20 protein-coding genes are annotated in these 20,953 nt (G+C 49.4%); 16 read left to right on the forward strand and 4 right to left on the reverse strand.

Annotation, left to right across the window (positions count from 1 at the left end; genetic code table 11):
* Position 1 precedes the first annotated feature (1 nt).
* The 12 genes from E4L36_RS04635 to torD all read left to right on the forward strand — a co-directional run bounded on the left by E4L36_RS04635 (position 2) and on the right by torD (position 11,693).
* A complete protein-coding gene (locus E4L36_RS04635; RefSeq protein ID WP_136679427.1) occupies positions 2–850 on the forward strand; it encodes a DUF4198 domain-containing protein in 849 nt (282 codons plus the stop codon).
* Positions 850–1,137 (forward strand): hypothetical protein, encoded by a 288-nt coding sequence (locus tag E4L36_RS04640; protein ID WP_127694365.1) that lies wholly within the window; start codon positions 850–852, stop codon positions 1,135–1,137. Before E4L36_RS04635 ends, E4L36_RS04640 begins: the two co-directional genes overlap by 1 nt.
* Complete coding sequence (locus E4L36_RS04645) at positions 1,127–1,621, forward strand: hypothetical protein (protein WP_136679428.1); 495 nt, start codon at positions 1,127–1,129, stop codon at positions 1,619–1,621. Before E4L36_RS04640 ends, E4L36_RS04645 begins: the two co-directional genes overlap by 11 nt.
* Positions 1,614–2,549, forward strand: a complete 936-nt coding sequence (locus E4L36_RS04650) for a zinc ABC transporter substrate-binding protein (RefSeq protein ID WP_136679429.1) — start codon at positions 1,614–1,616, stop codon at positions 2,547–2,549. The genes E4L36_RS04645 and E4L36_RS04650 overlap by 8 nt, the downstream gene beginning before the upstream one ends.
* On the forward strand, positions 2,546–3,247 hold the full coding sequence (locus E4L36_RS04655) for a metal ABC transporter ATP-binding protein (RefSeq protein WP_136679430.1): 702 nt from the start codon (positions 2,546–2,548) through the stop codon (positions 3,245–3,247). Before E4L36_RS04650 ends, E4L36_RS04655 begins: the two co-directional genes overlap by 4 nt.
* On the forward strand, positions 3,235–4,113 hold the full coding sequence (locus E4L36_RS04660; protein WP_136679431.1) for a metal ABC transporter permease: 879 nt from the start codon (positions 3,235–3,237) through the stop codon (positions 4,111–4,113). The genes E4L36_RS04655 and E4L36_RS04660 overlap by 13 nt, the downstream gene beginning before the upstream one ends.
* Positions 4,110–4,937, forward strand: coding sequence for a hypothetical protein (locus E4L36_RS04665; protein WP_136679432.1), 828 nt, complete (start codon positions 4,110–4,112; stop codon positions 4,935–4,937). The genes E4L36_RS04660 and E4L36_RS04665 overlap by 4 nt, the downstream gene beginning before the upstream one ends.
* 109 nt (positions 4,938–5,046) lie before the next feature.
* Positions 5,047–6,432: an ATP-dependent RNA helicase DbpA gene (dbpA, locus tag E4L36_RS04670; protein ID WP_136679433.1), complete on the forward strand. Its 1,386-nt coding sequence runs from the start codon at positions 5,047–5,049 to the stop codon at positions 6,430–6,432.
* Positions 6,433–7,055: 623 nt separating this feature from the next.
* Positions 7,056–7,223, forward strand: coding sequence for a periplasmic nitrate reductase, NapE protein (locus E4L36_RS04675; protein ID WP_136679434.1), 168 nt, complete (start codon positions 7,056–7,058; stop codon positions 7,221–7,223).
* A gap of 47 nt (positions 7,224–7,270) precedes the next feature.
* On the forward strand, positions 7,271–8,455 hold the full coding sequence (gene torC, locus E4L36_RS04680; protein WP_136679435.1) for a pentaheme c-type cytochrome TorC: 1,185 nt from the start codon (positions 7,271–7,273) through the stop codon (positions 8,453–8,455).
* Between the two features lie 55 nt (positions 8,456–8,510).
* A complete protein-coding gene (gene torA / locus E4L36_RS04685) occupies positions 8,511–10,973 on the forward strand; it encodes a trimethylamine-N-oxide reductase TorA (protein WP_136679436.1) in 2,463 nt (820 codons plus the stop codon).
* Positions 10,974–10,997: 24 nt separating this feature from the next.
* Entirely contained in the window at positions 10,998–11,693 is a 696-nt protein-coding gene (torD, locus tag E4L36_RS04690; protein ID WP_136679437.1) for a molecular chaperone TorD, read from the forward strand.
* Between the two features lie 50 nt (positions 11,694–11,743).
* Here torD and E4L36_RS04695 read toward each other — a convergent pair whose 3' ends face one another.
* The 4 genes from E4L36_RS04695 to E4L36_RS04710 all read right to left on the reverse strand — a co-directional run bounded on the left by E4L36_RS04695 (position 11,744) and on the right by E4L36_RS04710 (position 16,215).
* The gene (locus tag E4L36_RS04695) at positions 11,744–12,469 is read right to left on the reverse strand and encodes a sulfite exporter TauE/SafE family protein (RefSeq protein WP_136679438.1); all 726 of its coding nucleotides are present in this window, start codon (positions 12,467–12,469) and stop codon (positions 11,744–11,746) included.
* 58 nt (positions 12,470–12,527) lie between these two features.
* Entirely contained in the window at positions 12,528–13,268 is a 741-nt protein-coding gene (locus E4L36_RS04700) for a DUF3726 domain-containing protein (protein WP_346763625.1), read from the reverse strand.
* A complete protein-coding gene (locus tag E4L36_RS04705) occupies positions 13,265–14,998 on the reverse strand; it encodes a hypothetical protein (protein WP_136679439.1) in 1,734 nt (577 codons plus the stop codon). The genes E4L36_RS04700 and E4L36_RS04705 overlap by 4 nt, the downstream gene beginning before the upstream one ends.
* A 326-nt stretch (positions 14,999–15,324) precedes the next feature.
* Entirely contained in the window at positions 15,325–16,215 is an 891-nt protein-coding gene (locus tag E4L36_RS04710) for a LysR family transcriptional regulator (RefSeq protein ID WP_136680027.1), read from the reverse strand.
* Between the two features lie 120 nt (positions 16,216–16,335).
* Between E4L36_RS04710 and E4L36_RS04715 the strand changes: the two genes are divergently transcribed.
* From E4L36_RS04715 to E4L36_RS04730, 4 genes are all read left to right on the forward strand, one after another.
* On the forward strand, positions 16,336–17,781 hold the full coding sequence (locus E4L36_RS04715; protein WP_136679440.1) for an aldehyde dehydrogenase family protein: 1,446 nt from the start codon (positions 16,336–16,338) through the stop codon (positions 17,779–17,781).
* A 30-nt stretch (positions 17,782–17,811) separates the two neighbouring features.
* Positions 17,812–18,810 (forward strand): dipeptidase, encoded by a 999-nt coding sequence (locus E4L36_RS04720; protein ID WP_206064509.1) that lies wholly within the window; start codon positions 17,812–17,814, stop codon positions 18,808–18,810.
* Positions 18,811–18,945: 135 nt separating this feature from the next.
* Positions 18,946–20,487: a BCCT family transporter gene (locus tag E4L36_RS04725; RefSeq protein ID WP_240770689.1), complete on the forward strand. Its 1,542-nt coding sequence runs from the start codon at positions 18,946–18,948 to the stop codon at positions 20,485–20,487.
* 64 nt (positions 20,488–20,551) lie between these two features.
* Positions 20,552–20,935, forward strand: a complete 384-nt coding sequence (locus E4L36_RS04730) for a RidA family protein (protein ID WP_136679442.1) — start codon at positions 20,552–20,554, stop codon at positions 20,933–20,935.
* The last annotated feature ends 18 nt before the right edge of the window (positions 20,936–20,953 follow it).

Below are 20,953 nucleotides of genomic sequence, written 5' to 3' on the forward strand. Positions count from 1 at the left end.
AATGCGCCGCTCTAGCTTGTTGTCTGTTTCATCTACGTTAAAAAAATCATTAACGCTTGGGTCATTGTTGCTTGCTAGTGTCAGTACCTACACCAACGCTCACCCTGTATGGGTACTGCCACATGAGTTTGTTGTATCAAGTGAAAGACCTGAGTGGGTCACCTTTGATGTAACCGCGTCTCACACTTACTTTAACTACGATAAGGGCCTACCTCTTCATACGGTATCTATCCACCTGCCTGATGGTGATAAACAGCGTGTGGGCAGTTACTTCAAAGGCCACCGTAGAAGTGTTTTTGACCTACAACTTACCCAAGACGGTACTTACCGTATCGAGGGTAAGCGTCCGCCTTATTACTTTACTGAATACAAAGTAGGTAAGAGAGACACCGTAAAGCGCATGAGAGCTGACAAGGTGACCGCAGCGCAACAGCTGCCAAAAGATGCTCGTGACGTTAAAACGTACTTGATCTCAATGACCAGCATGACCTTTGTCACCAACAACAAGCCAACGAATGATCAGGTTGAGCCAAAAGGAAAAGGGCTAGAAATTAAACTGAATGTACACCCCAATGACATTGTTCAAGGTGACGAAGTCGAAGTGACTGTGCTGGTGGATGGTCAACCGAAGGAAGGCGCTAAAGTCGAAGTGACCCCAGGTGGAACAAAATATCGCGACGAGCGCGGTGTTCTGGAATTCAAGGCCGACGCTGAAGGGAAGATCCGTTTTACACCTGAACAAGCTGGACCTTGGGTGTTTTATGCCAACCACACCGCACCGGCTGAGTCCAAACTGGCTGATGAAAATTATGCATCGCTGTACATGACATTTGAGGTTCAACCTGAGTGATGCGTTTTTTGCTACTCATGCTAGTGAGCCTGCCTGTGTGGGCTCATTACCCAGTCATGACCTGTGAACTGGATGGTGATCAAATCCTCTGTGAAGTCGGCTTTAGCGATGGTAGTAAAGCCATTGGGAAAAAAGTGCAACTGATCACCTACGAAGACGAAGTGCTTGCTGTTCAGGTCGCTGATAAGTTTTCGCGGGTTAGCTTCAAGAAGCCAGAGGGCGAATATTACATCCATTACGATTCTGGCCATGAATTCCCGGTCGAGGTTGACTACGGTGAGCTCTGATTCACCACAGCTGACCATCGAGGTTATCGCGCCTGACAACGGCGGGCGTGAAACCCTCTGGGTAACGCTGACTATTGTCTTGATGGTGATACTGGCCTTTATAGGTATCAAACTCAACCGTGCGGCTCCTGCAGCGCAGGCACAACATATCGGCCTCTCTATCGAGGCGAAGCGAGTGCTGACAGATCTACGTAATGCCGCCGATGAAATCCAGTTTTCAGCTGAGGGTACAAACTACCCAAGTATTACCGAGTTACAGCGTTGGGCGCTTCCCCCGTTCGCGAAAACACCGGGGGTCATCAGCCAGTACGTGTGGGATAAGGTTGAGCACGACTGCTATCTAGGCGTATCCCAACAAGAGGGAAGCCCGCACTTTATGCTGCTGCTAGACGGTGAACCTCATATCTATTGGAGTACGGACACAGCTCCAGTAACAGATTGCCATCAGAACTTAGATTGGATTAAAGATAAACCCCGTGCTTAGATTCAGCTGCTTTATACTGTTGCTCTGCGCTTCTGCTATTAGCTCTGCAACAGATCGCCTTAAGGTAGGCATCACACTTCATCCGTATTACAGCTATGTTGCCAATATCGTCAAAGATAGGGCAGATATTGTTCCGTTGGTCGATGCAGGATTCAATCCTCACAGCTACGAACTGCAACCGGCTGATTTAACACGTCTCATGACGATGGATGCTTTGGTTCTCAACGGCATAGGCCATGATGAGTTTGCAGTTAAAGCCGTTGAATCTATGCGTCCTCAGCTGGCAGGGCGCAAGAACCCTTTAACCATTATCTATGCGAATCAAGATGTCCCCCTGCTCGCTGCGGCAAACAGCCAGCAAGCATGGAGTCCTCACACCTTTGTTTCGATTAATTCCGCTATTCGACAAATTTATACGATTGCCGAGAAACTGGGTGATTTAGATAACGCCAATGCCGCTTTCTTTAAACAGAATGCGGTCATCTATGCTCGCAAACTGCGTAAGCTAAAACACCAGTACTCCAAAGCGTTGCTAAACACTGATTTGAAAGGCGTCAAGATTGCTAGTACTCACAATGCCTACGGCTATTTTCTGCAGGAGTTTGGTATTGGGATAGATACCGTTATCGAGCCTGCTCATGGCGTTGAGCCGAGCGCCAGCCAGCTACAGGGCACTATTGATCGAATCAAGGCTGCCAATATCAATATCATGTTCACCGAGCTGAACATGGGCAACCGTTATGTAACAACGATAGAAAAAGCGACAGGCATTAAGCTCTACCACTTCTCCCATATGACGCATGGTCAATACGATGCAGAGATGGTTTTCAGGGAGATGCAGTTAAACCTTGAAACGTTGGTAAAGGCTTTGAGCAACCCTAGCGCTGTTGTTGCTACATCAGACACAACCGCAGGGGCAAAAGAATGACGGCTCCTTCGATCAAGCTGCAAAATGTCAGCTTGAATATGGCAGGAAACCAGATCTTAGACGACGTCACCTGCACCCTTGAAGCCGGGCGGTTACACGTACTTATAGGGCCAAATGGGGCTGGAAAAACGTCTCTTCTTAAAACGATGCTTGGGCTTTTCCCTCACCAGGGCAACATTGAGCGCGCTTGGCCCGGCAAACCTGTTCCTGCCGCCTATATTCCGCAACAGCCGCGGTTTGATACGGTTCTTCCAGTGACCGTGCGGGACTATCTGATCGGCTGCCTGAGTAACCGCTCACTGATTTTCAAACCGACCAAACAGCTGCTCAAAATGATTGCGCCTTTGCTAGAAACAGTCGGTCTTGCTGGGAAAGAACATCTGCAACTTGGCAAACTGTCCGGCGGAGAGCGCCAAAGACTGATGTTTGCTCAGGCCCTCAGCCTTAACTCTCCCTTGTGGTTTTTGGATGAGCCGACCACAGGTTTGGATACGCAAGGCATCGAGTTTTTCACCGACTTTTTGGCCCGCCTCAAAGAGGAGCAGAAGACGCTCATTATGGTTCACCATGATATGGAGTTTGTAAAAAGCTGGGCGGATAACATTCTGATAATCGACGGTGGCTTGAAGAGCGTAGGGACTCCCGATGAGATTTTCTCTGGTAGAACGCGTCAGGAGGCACCCGTATGGACGCATTGAGAAGTTGGGTGTTTGCGCTAGAGCAGCAAGGCATGCTGCCGGAAATGTTCCAGTATGCTTTTCTTACCAATGCGCTGGTCGCGGCTTTGATCATAGGGCCATTACTTGGCGGTATGGGGAGTTTAGTCGTTATTAAACGCTTGGCGTTCTTTTCTGAAGCTGTCGGCCATGCGGCACTCACAGGGATCGCGATTGGGATTCTATTAGGAGAGCCGCCCGCCCATCCTATCGCGTCACTGTTTAGTTTCTGCTTAATCTTTGCATTACTGCTGCATTGGATTAAAAGCCGAACTGCAGTTCCCTATGATGCGTTGGTGGGCGTGTTCCTCGCGGTTGCTATTGCGATGGGGGCGGCGCTCTTACTCTATGTGGCGCGCATGGTGAACATCCATATTCTAGAAAATGTTCTCTTTGGGTCCATTTTAACCGTTCAGGATCAAGACTTGCTCATTCTAGGAGTGATTGGGCTTGTGTGTACGGCCGCCGCTCTGCTCTTTGGTAATAAAGCGCTCATAGCCACGCTAAATCCTGAGCTTGCTCAAGTGCGCGGTATCAATATTAAGTTATACGACTACGTATTTATCGTTTTTATCGCCTTGATAACGGTCGCTGCGGTAAAGATTGCGGGGGCGATACTGGTAGGTGCAATGCTACTTATCCCGGCAACCGCAGCCCGACTTGTCACCACAGAAGTACGTAGTTTTTTCTGGCTGAATGTCGGCATTTCAACAGCCTGCTGTCTGTTGGGGATTTTGCTGCCCATGTGGCTTGAATTACCGATCCCCTCCGGTGCTGCCATCGTTTTGTTAGCGGCCATTTGCTTCGTCTGCTCCGTTAGTTTCAATCGTATCGTAGGTCTCACATGAAGCCCGTTCTTATCTGTTTGCTACTTTCGCATCTTATGTTGGGAGGGCTCGCTTGCGCCAATGATCCTATTCAAAGCAAGCCTCGGGTTGCATCAGCCATACCGGTACTGCATCTGTTGAATCAGGAGCTATTGAAGAACACCGGTATCGAGGCTGCTTATCTGCCACCTAAGCGTTTGCCGATATCTCGTATCGGTAACTGGATCAAACGCAAGGGAGACCAAGCCGTTAAATCAGGCACTCTTTATACAGCCGTTGCGACTATCGAGTCTGTCAGACCGGATCTGTCTTTCTACTCGCTTATTAGAAGTACCAATATCAAAGTGATTCCTGTTGATGCTGCGAATGAGCTGTCACCCACCGGCTCAAAAATCACGTTGCCCACAGCAGCGCAGGCTAATCAGGCATTCTTTTGGCTGGATAACAATAACCTGATCACGATGTCCCAGATTCTGGCCCGCGACTACGCAACAATCTGGCCGGAGATCGCCAACCAGATTGTTGAGAATCAGGAGCGTGTACAAGCATCTTTGAACTTGTTTACCCTCAAGCGTGATGAGCTGCTTCTAGAAACAGAGCGGTTTAACCTGTGCGTTGCAGATGAGAAATTGCTGCCGTTGGCAACCTCATTGAATATGCCGATTACTGCCGCCACCGAAAGCTGCGAAGCTGACGCTTCCATCCGTATTCTAAAGGCATCTAAAAAAGAGGGTTCTGCTGCGGGTAGATGGGCCGTCAATGCCCTTGATAAGCCAATCAATAGTGACCTTCACACTTGGCTTGATAGAAATCTTGCTAGTCTTGAAGCTGCTGTATCTCCATAACTCTATCTTTCCCGAACACGCGGGGGTGTTTACCAAACTCAACGGCGAGCGCAGCATTTGTGGTGTAGACGCGTTATAATCGCGGCTCACACAACTGAGATGACCTGCCTTGAACACTTCTTTCGCTTCGCTTCCTCTTCGTGCTGAACTAATCAGCAATTTGTCCACGCTGGGCTATGCCTCTATGACGCCGATTCAGGCGCAAAGCTTGCCGCAGATGCTCGCTGGTAAAGACCTGATTGGCCAAGGTAAAACTGGCTCAGGTAAAACAGCAGCGTTTGGTTTAGGGCTGCTAAACAACCTGAACGACAAGCGCTTTCGTATTCAGACCTTGGTGTTGTGTCCTACGCGTGAGTTGGCAGATCAGGTTGCGGTGGAGGTGCGCCGATTAGCGCGCGGTATCCACAATATTAAGGTGCTGACTTTGTGTGGCGGTATGCCTATGGGCCCACAGATTGGATCGTTAGAGCATGGTGCTCACATTATTGTGGGTACGCCGGGGCGTATCGAAGACCACCTAGATAAGGGCCGCCTTGACCTAAGTGAGCTGAACACCTTGGTATTAGACGAGGCCGATCGAATGCTCGATATGGGCTTTCAAGACACCCTAGATCGTATCGTTGATCAGCTACCGGCACAGCGCCAAAATTTGCTGTTTAGTGCAACATTCCCAGAGCAGATTCAAAAGATTGCCGAACGGGTGCTGCATAACCCTGTGATGGTAAAGGTTGAATCTTTGCATGAGCAAAGCAGCATCTCCCAGTCGTTTTATCGCGTTGCGGATGACCAAGCACGGGTTGCAGCCACGCATGTGCTGCTGGCTAAACATAAACCAACTAGCTGCATTATCTTCTGTAATACCAAAAAAGAGACGCAGCAGCTGTGTGAGTATTTGAGTGAGCGCCGTATCAGTGCGATGGCGATTCACGGCGATCTTGAACAGAAAGATCGTGACCAGGTTCTGGTACGTTTTGCCAGCCGCAGTTTGTCGGTGTTAATCGCTACCGATGTGGCTGCACGTGGGCTTGATATCGATGATATTGATCTGGTGATTAACTACCAAGTGGCGTTCGATCCTGAGGTGCATACCCACCGCGTCGGACGTACCGGCCGTGCTGATAGCAGTGGGGAGGCTTGTACGCTGTTTAGTGAAAAAGAGGCGCACCGTATCGCTCAGCTAGAGCTGCCGGATGGCTTTGATCCCGTGGCTAGCCCCGATGTACTGCCTTCATCTGACCTTACTAGCGGATTTCGTTTGATCCCATCGATGACCACGCTGCAACTTGCTGCCGGTAAGAAACAGAAGATTCGTCCGGGTGATATTTTAGGGGCGCTAACCGGCGATAAGCAGCTGAGCGCACAGCAGATTGGTAAGATCAAAGTTGGCTCGACATGGGCGTATGTTTCCGTTGCGAACGAGATCGCGCGAGATGCGCTGGATAAGCTGCAAAACGGCAAAATCAAAGGGCGAAGCGTTCGAGTGCGTCGTTTGTAATCGTCCGATAGGTGGGCCATGTGCTTAAACCGCTAATGGCGCGGCGGCTGCGCTGTACCTAGCGTTTTTGGCAGAGTCTATTGTCTTTTCCCGTTGTCTACAAAGCCCGCTTAAGCGAGGCCGCATGCCGATCTACTGAGTAACGGGTTCCAATTATTATCATCGCTCTGGGCTTTGAAGGCTTAGGGCGGTAATTCAGTAAAGATCTCCCATGCTAGCTCCTAAAGGAGCCAAACGTGTTCCTGCCTTTGGTGTCGACTGTGCTTGAGCCATAAGGCTGGCTGTCGATTGGTCTATAGCACTGTAGGCCTAAAACAAACACTCAACCTCCTGATCCCTCATGTTGCCTGTTTCGAAGCGCTTAGCCATTTGAGCTGATGGTTCGATTACGCGGTTTGTTCTGTCCTCTCAAGGTTCGTTTTTCAGTGTGTTTTAAGAGGGCGTGAAAAGGGATGTTTCGGCTTTTAAAGAGGGCAAGGCAAGAGATGTTGAGTCTTCGTTCATAAATTTGTGGTTATTTTGTAAACGATTGCTATACTCATACAAAAAGTAAGACTATTTGTTCAGACCTCAAAAGCTGGACTTGCCTATTAAGCCTTAGCATTACTGTCAGGAGGCTTCTTATGAACGATCATTCCGATAACGACGATGTCGTGTCCTTCGGCGATGAGCTGCAAGCGTTTATTCTTATTGCAGCGGTTGCCATTCCATTGCTAACTGTCGCCCTTATTGCGGGGTATGGTTTTGTTATATGGATGTCTCAGCTCTTTCTCGGACCTCCGGGTCATTAAGTAGTTTCTCACCGTAACCATTAACTCAATCGGGAGGAAATGGAGTCATGAAGCGTTTCATGAAAAAAGCGTGGAAGGTCATCCGCTCACCCAGCGCTCACATGAGTTTGGGCGTGCTCACCTTAGGCGGCTTTGCTGCCGGTGTTATTTTCTGGGGTGCCTTCAACACGGGATTGGAAGCAACTAACACGGAAGAGTTTTGTATTGGATGCCACGAGATGGCTGACAATGTTTACGTCGAATTGCAGGATACGGTTCACTGGTCGAACCATTCAGGTGTTCGTGCTACCTGCCCTGACTGCCATGTACCTCATAAATGGACGGATAAAATTGCTCGTAAAATGCAGGCCAGCAAAGAGGTTTGGGGAGCTATGTTTGGGACCATCTCGACTCGTGAGAAGTTTCTGGAAAAGCGCCTAGAACTGGCACAACACGAGTGGCAACGTTTTTCCGCGAACAACTCCTTAGAGTGCCGAAATTGCCATGATTATAAGAGCATGAATTTTGATCTCATGTCGGAGAAAGCAAAAATCCAAATGCGCCGCGCGGCTGAGCGTGACCAGAGTTGTATCGACTGCCATAAGGGAATTGCTCACCAGTTGCCTGATATGCTCGGTGGCGCGTCAGATGCGTTTGCCCAATTAGAGCAAGGGGCTTCGGTATCGAGCTTTGAAGTGGGAAAAACATATTTTTCGGTACGTCAGTTGCCACTGTTTGAGGATGACGCATTGCAAACAGATGCTGGTCATTTAAACCCTGTTACGGCGGTGAAAGTGATTGAGGTACATGACGAAAAATTATTGGTAGAGCTTAGCGGTTGGCGTAAAACCAAAGGCTTTGGACGAGTGATCAACGAAGATTTTGGCTTCAATATTGTGTCTGGGTTGTTGACTAAAGAGGCCGCCCAAAACGATGAGCGTATGGAAACCTTCGAAAGCCAAGTGGATGAATTGACGGGGCTGACATGGCAACGGGTCAATGTTCGTCTTTGGATGAAGCCGAATGCGTTAGCTGCATCGACGGAGCCTTTGTGGGATTACGCAAAAGAGACCTACCAGAGCAGTTGCAGTGTATGCCATACACAACCAGATGAAGATCACTTCGATGCCAATACGTGGCCTGGCATGTTTAACGGCATGCTGTCGTTCGTGAACCTTGATGGTGATACACAGGCGCTAGTACTGAAATATCTGCAGAAGCACTCTTCTGACTTTTCGGATAAAAGCCACTGAGCATGCTTGGCTGGTTTTGATGAGGCGGTAGGATTTGAAGATTTTGGAGGCCAATATGCTTGTTTCTCGACGCAGATTTTTAAGCGGGATGCTGACGACTGGTGCTGTTGCAATGATCGGCCCTAGCCTGCTTTCCGCCGGTGCTCATGCCAGTGAGCAAACGGGACGCTGGAAAATAACCGGCTCCCACTGGGGCGCGTTTAGGGCGCGAGTGTATGGCGGCAAGGTTGTTGAAGTGAAGCCGTTTGAAATGGATACCCATCCCACCAATATGCTCAACGGGATTAAAGGGTTAATCTATAGCCCTTCGCGGATCCGTTATCCGATGGTACGTTACGATTGGTATCTAAAGCGCCATAAAAGCGATACCAGCCAGCGAGGTGATAACCGTTTTATTCGGGTGACGTGGGATGAGGCACTGGATCTCTTTTATGAAGAGCTAGAACGTGTCCAAACCAATTATGGCCCTTGGGCTTTGTTTGCAGGCCAAAGTGGTTGGCGCCAAACCGGGCAATTACATAGTTGTGGTAACCACATGCAGCGTGCTATCGCGATGCATGGTAATTCGGTTAAAAAGGTTGGGGATTACTCAACGGGTGCTGGGCAAACTATTTTGCCCTACGTACTGGGTTCAACTGAGGTGTATGCTCAAGGTACATCATGGTCACATATTCTAGAGCACAGCCAAGTCATTTTGCTGTGGGCATCGGACCCGGTAAAAAATTTGCAGGTGGGCTGGAACTGCGAAACCCATGAGGCGTACGCCTATCTTGATCAATTAAAAGAGAAGGTGGCGGCTGGCACCATCAGGGTGATTAGTATCGATCCTGTGCGCTCCAAAACGCAAAATTTCTTAGGATGCGAACAGCTCTATATTAATCCGCAAACTGACGTTGCGCTGATGTTGGCGCTAGCCCATACGCTTTATTCTGAAAGTTTACATGATCAAGCGTTCTTAGATACGTACTGCTTAGGCTTTGAAGAGTTTTTACCCTATTTATTGGGTAAAGGTGACGATGCAACTGAGAAAACAGCGGAGTGGGCCGAGGGTATTTGCGGCGTGCCAGCCGATGAGATTCGGTCGTTGGCGCGGTCGTTAGCTAAACATCGTTCCCAACTGTTATTTGGCTGGAGTATCCAACGTCAGCAGCATGGTGAACAGCCCTACTGGATGGGAGCGGTATTGGCAGCCATGTTGGGGCAAATTGGTCTTCCGGGGGGGGGGGTGAGTTATGCGCACCACTATAGCTCGATCGGTGTACCATCATCGGGTGCGGCAGCACCTGGTGGTTTTCCCCGTAATGTTGATAAGTTTTCGAAGCCTCGCCATGAAAACAGTGATTTCAAAGGATATAGCAGCACCATCCCCGTTGCTCGCTGGGTGGATGCGCTGTTGGAGCCGGGTAAAGAGGTTGAATATAACGGTAGTAAGGTGGTGTACCCCGATATCAAAATGCTGGTCATGAGTGGCTGCAACCCTTGGCATCACCATCAAGATAAGAACCGTATGAAAAATGCGTTTAGAAAACTTGAAACGGTCGTATCTGTTGATTTCACGTGGACGGCAACCTGCCGTTTCTCCGATATTGTACTCCCCGCATGCACGCAGTTTGAGCGCAACGATCTAGATTACTACGGCTCTTATAGTGGCCGTGGTGTACTGGCGATGAAAAAGCTTGTTGATCCGCTATTCCAGTCGAAAACAGACTTCGAAATCTTTACCTTGTTATGCCGACGCTTTGGCCGAGATAAAGAATATGCGCGCAAAAAAAATGAGATGGAATGGTTAGAGGAGCTGTATGAAGGTTGCCGAGAGGCAAACACACCTAAGTTTCCTATGCCGCCATTTCGTGAGTTTTGGCGCGAAGGGTTTGTGGAGTTTGCCAAAGGCAAGCCTTGGGTGCGCCATGCCGATTTCCGTGCCGATCCAGAGGTGAGCCCATTAGGGACGCCTTCGGGCTTTATCGAAATCTTTAGTCGTAAAATTGACCGGTTTGGCTATAAAGATTGTCCAGGGCACCCCGTTTGGTTAGAGAAGAGTGAACGCTCCCACGGAGGTCCGGGTTCTAGCCGCTACCCGTTATGGATGCAATCTTGTCACCCCGATAAACGATTACATTCTCAGCTCTGCGATTCCGAAGAGTTCAGAGCGACCTATACAATTCAAGGCCGTGAACCGGTCTATCTAAGCCCGCAAGACGCGAAGATGCGTGGGATTGTTCATGGTGATCTTGTTAGGGTGTTCAATGATCGCGGGCAACTGCTAGCAGGAGCACATGTATCTGAGAACTACGCACCGGGCGTTATTCGTATTTCAGAGGGGGCATGGTATGGCCCAGTTGATGAAACAGACGGGGCGCTAGATACCTACGGTGATCCCAATACCTTGACGCAAGATATTGGCACGTCTCAGTTGGCACAAGCAACAAGTGCGAATACCTGTTTAGTAGAGGTAGAAAAGTTCACGGGTAAAGCGCCTGCCGTGACGGCATTTGGTGGACCAACAGAGGTGTCGTGATGCAGACAGTGAGGCTTTGAGTCGATGGGAAAAGAAAAGAGGCGTGAAGAGGTGATAGCGATATCAGCGCAAGATGCAGAAGCGCGCGCTTCGGTGTATTGGTGGTTAGCCACCGTTTATGCCCAAGAGATAAAGCGAGAATCACTTAGGCATTATTTTAGTGCTGAGGGTCAGGCATTTTTGACGTCTTTAAGGGAGGGAGGGCGCTCAGAAGAAGGCACCCTCGCCGTTGACAAGCTGAGGTGTTCGATCAAGCGTTTACAGCAACTGGAGTTTCCTGAACTTGAGTTAGCTGCTGACTTCACCCAGACTTTTTTGGGGGATATACGTACATCAGCGCCGCCGTACGCTTCTGTTTATCTATCGGCTGATGGCCTGCTTTTTCAGCAGCCTCATGATGAAATGCTGGCGTTGCTCAAAGCTGAGGGGCTTGTCGTAAATACAGACTTTAATGAGCCTGCTGATCATCTTGCGATTATGTTGGATTTTATGGGCAATCAGGTCCTAAGGGTGATCGAAGCCGAATCAGAAGAGCAATGCCAAGAGCAGTACCGGCGTCAATTGGCCTTCCTTGAGCAAAAAATCATGACTTGGATGGTGCCGTTTAGGCAGCAGTGCGAGCGTGTTCCAGGATGCGGTTTCTATCCCGCGATAACAGAATATCTGGTGAGTTTTATTAAGGCTGAGCAAGTCTACCTTCATGAGCTTCTCGTGCACTGATGATGCGTTGAGGCTCGAACAAAGGCGAGAAGCCTATCCGCGGGCTTTCGTTAGGATAGGTTCGCTATTCCCTTGATCAGCAGCAAAACCGCCGATGCGGCACTCATAGATAAAATGATTTTTTTGAAGCGGCTTCCTCTCAGGTAGGGTTCAACGTACTGCGATACTAAGAACCCGCTTAACGCGCCGGGAAGCATTTGCAGAGTGAGTTGGTAATCGGTGCTGCTCATATAGCCGGTGACGCTCAGTGTTGCGATGGATATGGGGGTACTGAGTAGGAAGTAAAAGGCGATCTCACTGCGTGCTTTTATCGGATGTTCTTTTGCGTAAACGATGGCTATTGGAGGGCCGCCTATGGATGTGGCGGTTCCCAGTACGCCGGATACGAACCCGGCTATGGCCAATGTTACTCTTGTGAGGCGTATTTTTATGGTGCGAACGCAGAGCGCAACAGCGACCAATAATGTTGCACCAAAGATCACTTGCAGCCACGCGAGGGGTAGCAACAGCAATATCCCAGCGGCGATAAATGATCCGGGGATTCTCCCCAATACTGCGGGAAGTACGCGTTTATATTGCAGCGACTGGCGATCTCGGATCACCATCATACAAGACAGGAAAAAGCCGGTGAGTAGGATAGGGCCCGGCACAAATCTCGGATCCAGAAGAAACAGCAAGGGAGCTGCCACTAAAGCAAGGCCGATACCGATAGAGCTCTGCACCAGCACCGCGCAGAACGTAATAAGAAAAACGCTGAATTCAAAAGCGATTGGCATAATGAGTCTATCGCTACCGGCAGAGCCGATAGCGATATAAGCGGATCACGTTACCTAGTTAGCGTCCTCCTGCTCCTTGTCGCGAACGTTCAGTATTTTCAACCAAAATACCTTCCCCAATCTTATTGATTTGCGCCCAGAGGCTCTCGTCGATATCGATACCGTTATCAACACTGTGGTCTTTGTTTAACTCCACCTGCGTAGCGCTGAGGTAGTGTGCATTTCGGTGCTGCAAAGACGATGTGAGATTGACGCGAGAGCTGCAAACAATAGTCAACGCCTGCTTGTCATCCTCTTGAACATCAAGGCAGGTGTTCGCCATGCTGTAACTCGGGTAGCGCTCTCCTGCTTTGATAGCAGCAGTATGTTCAGTAATCTTCTGGCTGCCATTTTGCCAGTAGGCGGCTACGCTGATACCTCGGCGGCCGCAGTCCGTTAACGCTTTCAGGATAAACATCCGGTTATGGCAGTTATGAACTGTGACGGTTGCAATGCCGTTCTCCAAGGCTTTGGCATGCGCCAAGTCGACCGATGCAGCAATGCAATTCAAAGCGCTGCGCCCGTGGCTATCAATGATGGCCGAGGTACTATCTTCATAGATCACCGTACTTAATGGCTTGTCTTGGTCTTCATTGATATAGGGAAGCGCGCGTTCCAGTTCACCCAGCCCATTCAGGCCATGCTTTTCCAGCCAAAGGATCATATTTGCCGCGTCTTCGTAGTTACCGACAAAGTAACCTGTTGCTTCGAAGCAACGACGTAGCGCAGCTTTTAGCTCGATCATGGATACGTGCATCATACTTCTCCTTCTTGCTGAGCGTCTTGTGAAGGCGCAAGTGGCATAAACCAATCATCGTTAAATGTATGGCCAATATCTTCCAGTAATGGAGCCCCCTGAAACATAGTGTTGCGCACCCATAGCTTTGATCGAGGGTCAAACTTTCCAACGCCGAAGAAGGCAAGCTTGGCACGCAATAGGTGCATCGGAAGGATCTCACGATCTAGCAAGTTGGCTTGTATATCGCCGTAGATACAACGGTTCATGCTTTGGATGCGACGCACGATGCCGCGTAGTTTGGGCTGAGCCACCATAAAACGAGCGGTTGTATGCTCTGGGTGCTCTTCCATGTACTCGGATAACTGGTCGTAACAACGCCTTACGGCATACGCGACACCTAATGCCATCTCCCTATCTTTACCCGGCTCTTCACGGGCATCACCAAGGCGCGGTTCCATTTTTTCTTCAGAGCGGTACCAGAACGTATCTTTTGCACCTGCTACATCGAAGTCGTAACTCAGTGCCCACTCATAGCGTTGTTCTATCACTTGCTTCAGCTCACCAAGTGGCATGATAGGGTCAAGGTCGAGAAACTCTTCTGCGGCGTGGTAGTCCTCTAAATCATCCACGAGCTCTGGATAAAGCTCTAACATGATCGACACCAACATCTCTTGCCCCTGCAATGAGCAGTTTGCCTCGCTCCATTCGATGAGCTCGTTCCAGCTATTAAAGCCTGCCTCTGTAAAGGCTTTGATAGCGTCTAGGTCTTTGAGAACTTGTTGGTTGTTAGCTGTTTGCCACGCGTCTTCTGTTACGGTCTCTGCGGTATGAACGGCACAGCGATTCAGCAACTCTGGAAACTGTTGCTCAATACGAGCGTTAATGTTGCCCAATACACGTATCCGTGCGAGCGCTAGCTCCCGCATCTCAACCCATTGATTGATAAGAAGAGGGTGGTTAATAAGGTAGGGCGCCATACCTAAACCTGTGGAGTTACCAATCCCGAAAAAACGTTTGATTTCGGGCTTCATCGGTTTGAAGGTCTCTGGAGACTGGTGCTTAGCGATATGCTCTGCCTGCAACAGGCTAAAGTTTCTTAACATCAGGCAGACAAACATTTCGGCTGCGAACGGGCGTGCGAAGTCAGCATGACGGGAGGATACTTTTTCCCAGTCAGCCATGCCCAACTTACCACTCCCATAGACGGCGGTTGTCCGGTACAAATAGCCAACTTTTGCAATTTGATTGATATCGGGTTGCTTACCGTGGGCAAGCTGATCGACAACATAATCGAAATTACGCGCGCTTCGGTTGGCGCGAGACAGCACAAATACCCGTGCGTCAACACGGCCCGCTTCCTGCAGTGGCACATTCTGGCGTAGCTTTTCTAAGTAGAGCTCATCAACTTCGCCGTCTACTAATGCCATGGTGAGATCCCACTTTGTCGCTATGACGCGATCATTGCGCTCGTTAGGCGAGAGGTAGCTAGAGAAAAGGACGAAGTTATAGCGTTTGTTGGGCGTATTGATTTCGTAAACGACGGTACCGTAACCCTGATTGTCGAGATCAAAGCGTACAGGCTCAATTTGCCAGCGCTCTCTCATAATTCGGCGTACTAGCGTGCGCATAAAACTCAATCGGCTTTGGTGGATCGAGCCTAGGCGCTCTAAATCCATGACTTGATTAACCGGGCGAAGCGGGAGCGCGTTGTCACCTCTTAAAGCGGCTTTGATAGCAGCTGGCGTCGTCATTATTTTTATCCTCATACTAATCAGCACAATCTTGATTTACAGCACAGAGATGTCGGTAACCTGGGCCGCTAATGCGGGTTTCATACTCAAGTTTCTGCCGGTTACTTCTTTTATAGTCTTTTGCAGATTGAGCAATCAAGTCACGTTTAATGGTGAGGTGAGTTATCAATAACAACGAGCACCAGCTGACTTGATCTGAATACATCATCAATAAAACGCAGATTGCGTACAAATCAGAAGGTTATATCGTTTGATAAGCAGAGCTTATCAGGACGTGTGAAACTATTATATTTTCTATGGTTTTAGAGGTTTTGAGGCTGCGAAATTTAGCAGCCGTTTTCCAAAATAAAGTCGACTAATGCTTGGGCGGGTGGCGTGAGTGACTTCTCTTTTAAGCGGACGATACCAATTCTTCGGATAACGTTGGGCGTCATAAAAGGGATGAATTTCAGGGTTTGGCTATCGCGCGGGAATGCGTAGTAGGGCAGAGTGGTGACTCCAAAACCTGCCTCCAGTAGTGCAATCAGAGAAATCATGTTGGACACATAGAATTGAGACTGGCCTAAAAGAGGGTTCGCCTCGCTATCCTCGAGCAGCCGGGAGGTGCCGTTGCCGATCAGTCTATGTTGGCGTAGAGCTTTCCAGTGGAGTGCTTGTTCCTTTGCTAGTGGGTGGTCAACGGGGCAAACCACGCCTATTTGGTCCTCCCATATTTGGGTGAAGGTTTTATCAGGGTGCTCGAACTCATGGAAAAGATGGCTTATTCCGAAGTCGACTTTTTGGTTCTCGACCATTTTTAGCACAGCATCGGAGTTGTCGTCATAAAAGCTAATATGCAATTCAGGGCTTTTAGTAATGAACTGCTGAAGAAGTTCAGGCAACACTTGGCTCGCGATAGAGGGGACCGAGGCTAACCGTAAGTGGCCGGTTTTGTTGTCAGCCAGTAGTGCCATATCTTCCGAGACTCGATCGTGGTGATCAATCAGCTCTTTGGCTTTGGGTAGGAATAGTTGGCCAAAGGGTGTTAGCTCGGCTTTGGTTGTTTTCGCATTCCGCTTTTCAAACAAAGCTTCACCTAACTTATTTTCTAGGTCTCTGATTGAAAGCGAGATGGCCGGTTGGGTTCGGTGTGCTTTCTCTGCTGCCGCGTGGAACCCCTTCAGCTCTGCAACCCAAATAAAGTGGCGTAGTTGAGCGATCTTAAACTCTGGCAGCACCTTACTTCCCCTCATGAATTCTCATTCGATAAGTAAGCCTTATCGCTAGATATTATTTATTAATTTTTATTATTAAAACACGGGGCTTAAGATGGATCCATCTATATTCGGGAGGTTTGTATGTCTGATTCAGTTTTTCGTAATTACATTGCTGGTGAGTGGGTTGAAGGCAACAACGGCAGCGTGGCGAACATCAGCCCTGCTGATACTAGCGACGTTATTGGTCAATATGCTCAGGCCGATAAGGCTCAGACTGAAGCTGCGATTGCAGCGGCTCGGCAAGGCCAACAAGAGTGGCAAAAGAGCGGCCTTGAACAGCGTTATTCTGTGCTGATGGCCATCGGTGATGAACTGATTGCACGCAAAGATGAGCTAGGTGAGATTTTGGCACGTGAAGAGGGTAAAACGCTCGCTGAAGGTGTTGGTGAAACTTACCGTTCTGGGCAGTTCTTTCACTACTATGCGGCAGAAGTGCTGCGTCAGATGGGTGAAACGGCCGATTCTGTGCGCCCAGGTATTGAGATTGAAACCCGCCGCGAGCCAGTGGGTGTTGTGGGTATCATCACACCTTGGAACTTCCCAACAGCAACGGGTGCATGGAAGATTGCCCCGGCTCTGGCTTTCGGTAATGCGATTGTGTGGAAACCCGCTAATCAGGTGCCGGCATCCGCTTGGGCGCTAACTGAAATTATCTCTCGTCAGGGTTTGCCTGCTGGTACGTTCAACCTCGTTATGGGGCCGGGTGCTGAGGTGGGTGATGTACTGATCAACTCCCGCAATATCAACGCGCTTACGTTCACAGGGTCTCTTGAAACGGGCCGTAAAGTGGCTGCTGCAACGGCAGTTAATTTGGTGAAGTGTCAGTTGGAGATGGGCAGTAAGAACGCATTGGTCGTTTTGGATGATGCGGATCTAGAAAACGCTGTTGAGTGCGCGGTCGGTGGTGCTTACGGCGGTACAGGCCAGAAGTGTACAGCATCTTCACGCCTTATTGTGACGGAAGGTATTCATGATCGCTTTGTTGAAGCGATGGTAGAGCGCATGAAGAAGCTGGTAGTCGGACATCCTCTAAAGGAAGGCGTCAATATCGGTGCTGTAGCAGATGCGCGACAGATGGAACAGAACTTGGAATATCTGGAATTGGCCAAGAAAGAGGGCGGAAATCTGGTCTGCGGCGGTGAAGTTCTAACCGAAGATACAGAGGGCTATTACATGCAGCCTGCACTGTTCACTGAGACGACCAACGATATGACCATCAACCGTGAAGAGGCGTTCGCGCCGATTGCATGCGTGATCAAGGTTAAAGACTACGACGAAGCACTTGCGACTCTGAATGATACTAACTTTGGCTTGACCGGTGGTATCTGCACGCAATCTTTGAAGTACGCGTCTGACTTCAAGCGTAACGCTAAAACGGGCTGTGTCATGGTGAACTTGCCAACGGCCGGAACCGACTACCACGTGCCATTTGGGGGCCGCAAAGATTCCAGCTTCGGCCCACGCGAACAAGGTACGTATGCGAAAGAGTTTTATACCGTTGTGAAGACAACCTATATCAGCGCCTGAACCTGAAAACTCAGAGCTGGAGGTAAGGCTATGCATAACGAACTACACAGCAATATGATCGTGATTGACGGGCTCCAGTACTCCAACTGGAACCGCCAGATCTTCGAACAGCTGCGCGAAGGTGGGGTAACGATGGTGCATGCCACCATCGTTTATCACGAGCAGATTCGAGAGACTTTGTTGCGTATCGCTGAGTGGAACCGCCATTTCGAGATGAACGCTGATCTGATAATGCCTGTTAAAAGTGCGGCTGATATTCGTCGCGCCAAAGAGCTAGGCAAGGTTGGCATCATGTTCGGAGCGCAGAACTGCTCACCTATCGAAGATGATATCGGCATGATCGAGGTGATGCGCGAGCTGAATCTGATGATTATGCAGTTGACCTATAACAACCAGAGCTTGTTGGCCTGTGGTTGTTATGAATCTGAAGATAGCGGTGTTACCCGCTTTGGTCGCCAAGCTATTCAGGAGATGAATCGGGTTGGCATGATTGTGGATATGAGCCATAGCGGCGAGCGCAGCACGCTGGATGCCATTGAGATATCTGAGCGTCCCATCGTGATCTCACATGCCAACCCGCTGAGCTTCCACGAGGCTAAACGCAATAAGTCAGATACCGTTTTGAAAGCGTTAGGTGAGTCGGGTGGCTTGCTAGGTTTCAGCCTCTACCCCTTCCACTTGAAGAACGGCCCGGATTGCACGTTGGAAGACTTCTGCGACATGGTGGCCAGTACTGCGGACTTGATGGGTATTGACCATATCGGTATCGGTACGGACCTGTGCCAAGAGCAGCCGTTGTCTGTTTTGGAGTGGATGCGTAACGGGCGTTGGTCGAAAGCTATGGACTATGGCGAGGGCTCTAAGTCAAACGCCGATTGGCCTCGTCCGTTGTCTTGGTTCCGCGATAGTCGTGATTTTCCGAATCTAACTGAGGGCTTGTTAGCGCGAGGCTTTAGTCACGAGGATGTTATGAAAATCATGGGTAGAAACTGGCTGGCATTCCTAGAAGAGGGTCTCCAGCCACAATAGTAAATTGTTCTTAGCGTCTGCAATTTCGCCTCAAAAATGCGTGAGATTGCAGCTTTTGCCTGATAACCAATAAATATAAAGATCCATCAGGAGACTAACATGAGTAATACAATTCAGGCTTCTGTTGCAGAGCCGATGGTGTCGAGCGTGGCAGGAGCGTCCCTCAAAAAGCCAGCATCAGGGATCGATCTTCCGGTACTTTTAGTCAGCGGTGGCGTTTTAGTGCTGTTTGCAGCGCTCGCGCTATACGATATCGATATGATGTCTGGTTGGGTGAATGCAGCCTTTGCTACGTCGACCAAATACTTTGGAGCATACTGGCAGGTATTGCTGCTGCTCACGTTCTTGATCGGTTTATTTCTAACATTGGGCCGCACAGGCTCTGTTGTTTTAGGCGGCATTAAAACGCCAGAAATGCCAGCGTTTCAGTGGATCTCTGTGATTATGTGCACACTGCTTGCGGGCGGTGGCGTATTTTGGGCAGCTGCTGAACCGATGGCTCACTTTACTTCGGCACCACCGTTGTTTGCGCAGGCCGAAGCGGGCACGGTGCAGGCGGCATACAACGCATTGGCGCAGAGCTTTATGCACTGGGGTTTCCTCGCGTGGGCGATCTTGGGTAGCTTGACGGGTATTGTTTTTATGTACCTGCACTACGAAAAAGGTCTGCCGCTGAAGCCGCGTACACTGTTGTACCCTGTTTTTGGCGACAAAGTAATGACTGGGCCGTTAGGCGTCATTGTTGATGCAAGCTGTGTGCTGGCAGTTGTTGCTGGGACGGTAGGGCCAATTGGATTTTTGGGTCTGCAGGTGAGCTTTGGTTTGGAGAAGCTGTTTGGTATTCCCAATACTTACACAACCCAGTTGACGATCTTAGTGGGCTTAATCTGTATTTACACGCTATCGGCTGTGAGCGGTGTGACGAAAGGTATCCAGATTCTGAGTAAAGCCAACGTTATTCTCGCGTTTATTCTGATGGCATTTATTCTTTTCTTTGGTCCAACAGCCTTCATCATGGATAGCTATCTACATAGCTTCGGTATTTACCTTGATCAGTTTATTCCAATGGCTACGTTCCGAGCGAGCCCAGGTTGGTTGGACTGGTGGACGGTGTTCTTCTGGGGCTGGTTTTTAGGCTACGGTCCACTGATGGCGATGTTTGTGGCGCGTATCTCTAAGGGTCGTACGATTCGTGAGATGGTGCTGCTGATCTCTGTTGTCGCTCCCATTATCACGTGTTTCTGGTTCACGATTGTTGGCGGAAGTGGTCTCGCGTTTGAATTGGCGAATCCGGGAGTGATCTCCGAGCCGTTCACAGGTTTTAACCTGCCGGCTGCACTGTTAGCCATCACTGAACAACTGCCGATGGGCTTTGTTATCTCGGTAATGTTCTTAATCTTAACCACGATTTTTGTTGCCACCACAGGCGATTCGATGACCTATGCCGTTTCGATGGTAATGACGGGTACGGATCACCCCCAGACCTCTGTGCGCGTATTCTGGGGCATTATGATGGGGGTTGTTGCAGCATTGCTGATCTCTATCGGGTCGGGTGGCATTTCAGCGTTGCAGTCGTTCATTGTTGTGACGGCGGTTCCGGTGTCTTTGGTACTACTCCCATCGTTATGGACCGCTCCGCAGATCGCTCGCAAGATGGCCGATGACCAAGGCCTTTAATCTCTCATCAACCTAGTCTGTCGGGAGGAGTAATCTTCCCGACCTTTTTAGAGAAATATTTAATATGAAAAAAGCTGTTAAAACGGATCTCTTTGCCTCTAAGGCTCCACTGGAGTGGGCGATTATTGCAAATGGTCAACTTTCTACTGCTCAGATCCCAATTGATACCGAGGGCAAAGTAGTTGAAGGCGGTATTGAAGCGCAAGCTCGTCAAACGATGGATAATTTTAAGCACACGATTGAAGCGGCTGAACTCACCATGGCTGACGTAACCCAAGTACTGATCTACGTAACAGACCGCGATCAGCTACCTGTATTCAATAAAGTGTATGCGGAATACTTCGAAGCGCCTTACCCGAACCGTGCTGCAATGGTGGTTGCCGGATTAGCACGTGAAGAGATGCTTTGTGAAATTGTTGCGTATGCAGCCGTTCCTAAAAGTGCGTAACCAAAGCCTAAAGCCACA

The sequence above is a fragment of the Neptunomonas sp. XY-337 genome, from assembly GCF_004959845.1.
GTDB classification, from domain to species: domain Bacteria; phylum Pseudomonadota; class Gammaproteobacteria; order Pseudomonadales; family Balneatricaceae; genus Neptunomonas; species Neptunomonas marina.

Bases quoted from the DNA above. Each gene is read 5' to 3' on its own strand.
- E4L36_RS04635 (WP_136679427.1), top strand. From the start codon at position 2: ATGCGCCGCTCTAGCTTGTTGTCTGTTTCATCTACGTTAAAAAAATCA.
- E4L36_RS04640 (WP_127694365.1), top strand. From the start codon at position 850: ATGCGTTTTTTGCTACTCATGCTAGTGAGCCTGCCTGTGTGGGCTCAT.
- E4L36_RS04700 (WP_346763625.1), bottom strand. From the start codon at position 13,268: ATGATGCACGTATCCATGATCGAGCTAAAAGCTGCGCTACGTCGTTGC.
- torA (WP_136679436.1), top strand. From the start codon at position 8,511: ATGCTTGTTTCTCGACGCAGATTTTTAAGCGGGATGCTGACGACTGGT.
- E4L36_RS04725 (WP_240770689.1), top strand. From the start codon at position 18,946: ATGGTGTCGAGCGTGGCAGGAGCGTCCCTCAAAAAGCCAGCATCAGGG.
- E4L36_RS04705 (WP_136679439.1), bottom strand. From the start codon at position 14,998: ATGACGACGCCAGCTGCTATCAAAGCCGCTTTAAGAGGTGACAACGCG.
- E4L36_RS04655 (WP_136679430.1), top strand. From the start codon at position 2,546: ATGACGGCTCCTTCGATCAAGCTGCAAAATGTCAGCTTGAATATGGCA.
- E4L36_RS04715 (WP_136679440.1), top strand. From the start codon at position 16,336: ATGTCTGATTCAGTTTTTCGTAATTACATTGCTGGTGAGTGGGTTGAA.
- E4L36_RS04720 (WP_206064509.1), top strand. From the start codon at position 17,812: ATGCATAACGAACTACACAGCAATATGATCGTGATTGACGGGCTCCAG.
- torC (WP_136679435.1), top strand. From the start codon at position 7,271: ATGAAGCGTTTCATGAAAAAAGCGTGGAAGGTCATCCGCTCACCCAGC.
- E4L36_RS04730 (WP_136679442.1), top strand. From the start codon at position 20,552: ATGAAAAAAGCTGTTAAAACGGATCTCTTTGCCTCTAAGGCTCCACTG.
- E4L36_RS04695 (WP_136679438.1), bottom strand. From the start codon at position 12,469: ATGCCAATCGCTTTTGAATTCAGCGTTTTTCTTATTACGTTCTGCGCG.
- torD (WP_136679437.1), top strand. From the start codon at position 10,998: ATGGGAAAAGAAAAGAGGCGTGAAGAGGTGATAGCGATATCAGCGCAA.
- E4L36_RS04660 (WP_136679431.1), top strand. From the start codon at position 3,235: ATGGACGCATTGAGAAGTTGGGTGTTTGCGCTAGAGCAGCAAGGCATG.
- E4L36_RS04665 (WP_136679432.1), top strand. From the start codon at position 4,110: ATGAAGCCCGTTCTTATCTGTTTGCTACTTTCGCATCTTATGTTGGGA.
- E4L36_RS04675 (WP_136679434.1), top strand. From the start codon at position 7,056: ATGAACGATCATTCCGATAACGACGATGTCGTGTCCTTCGGCGATGAG.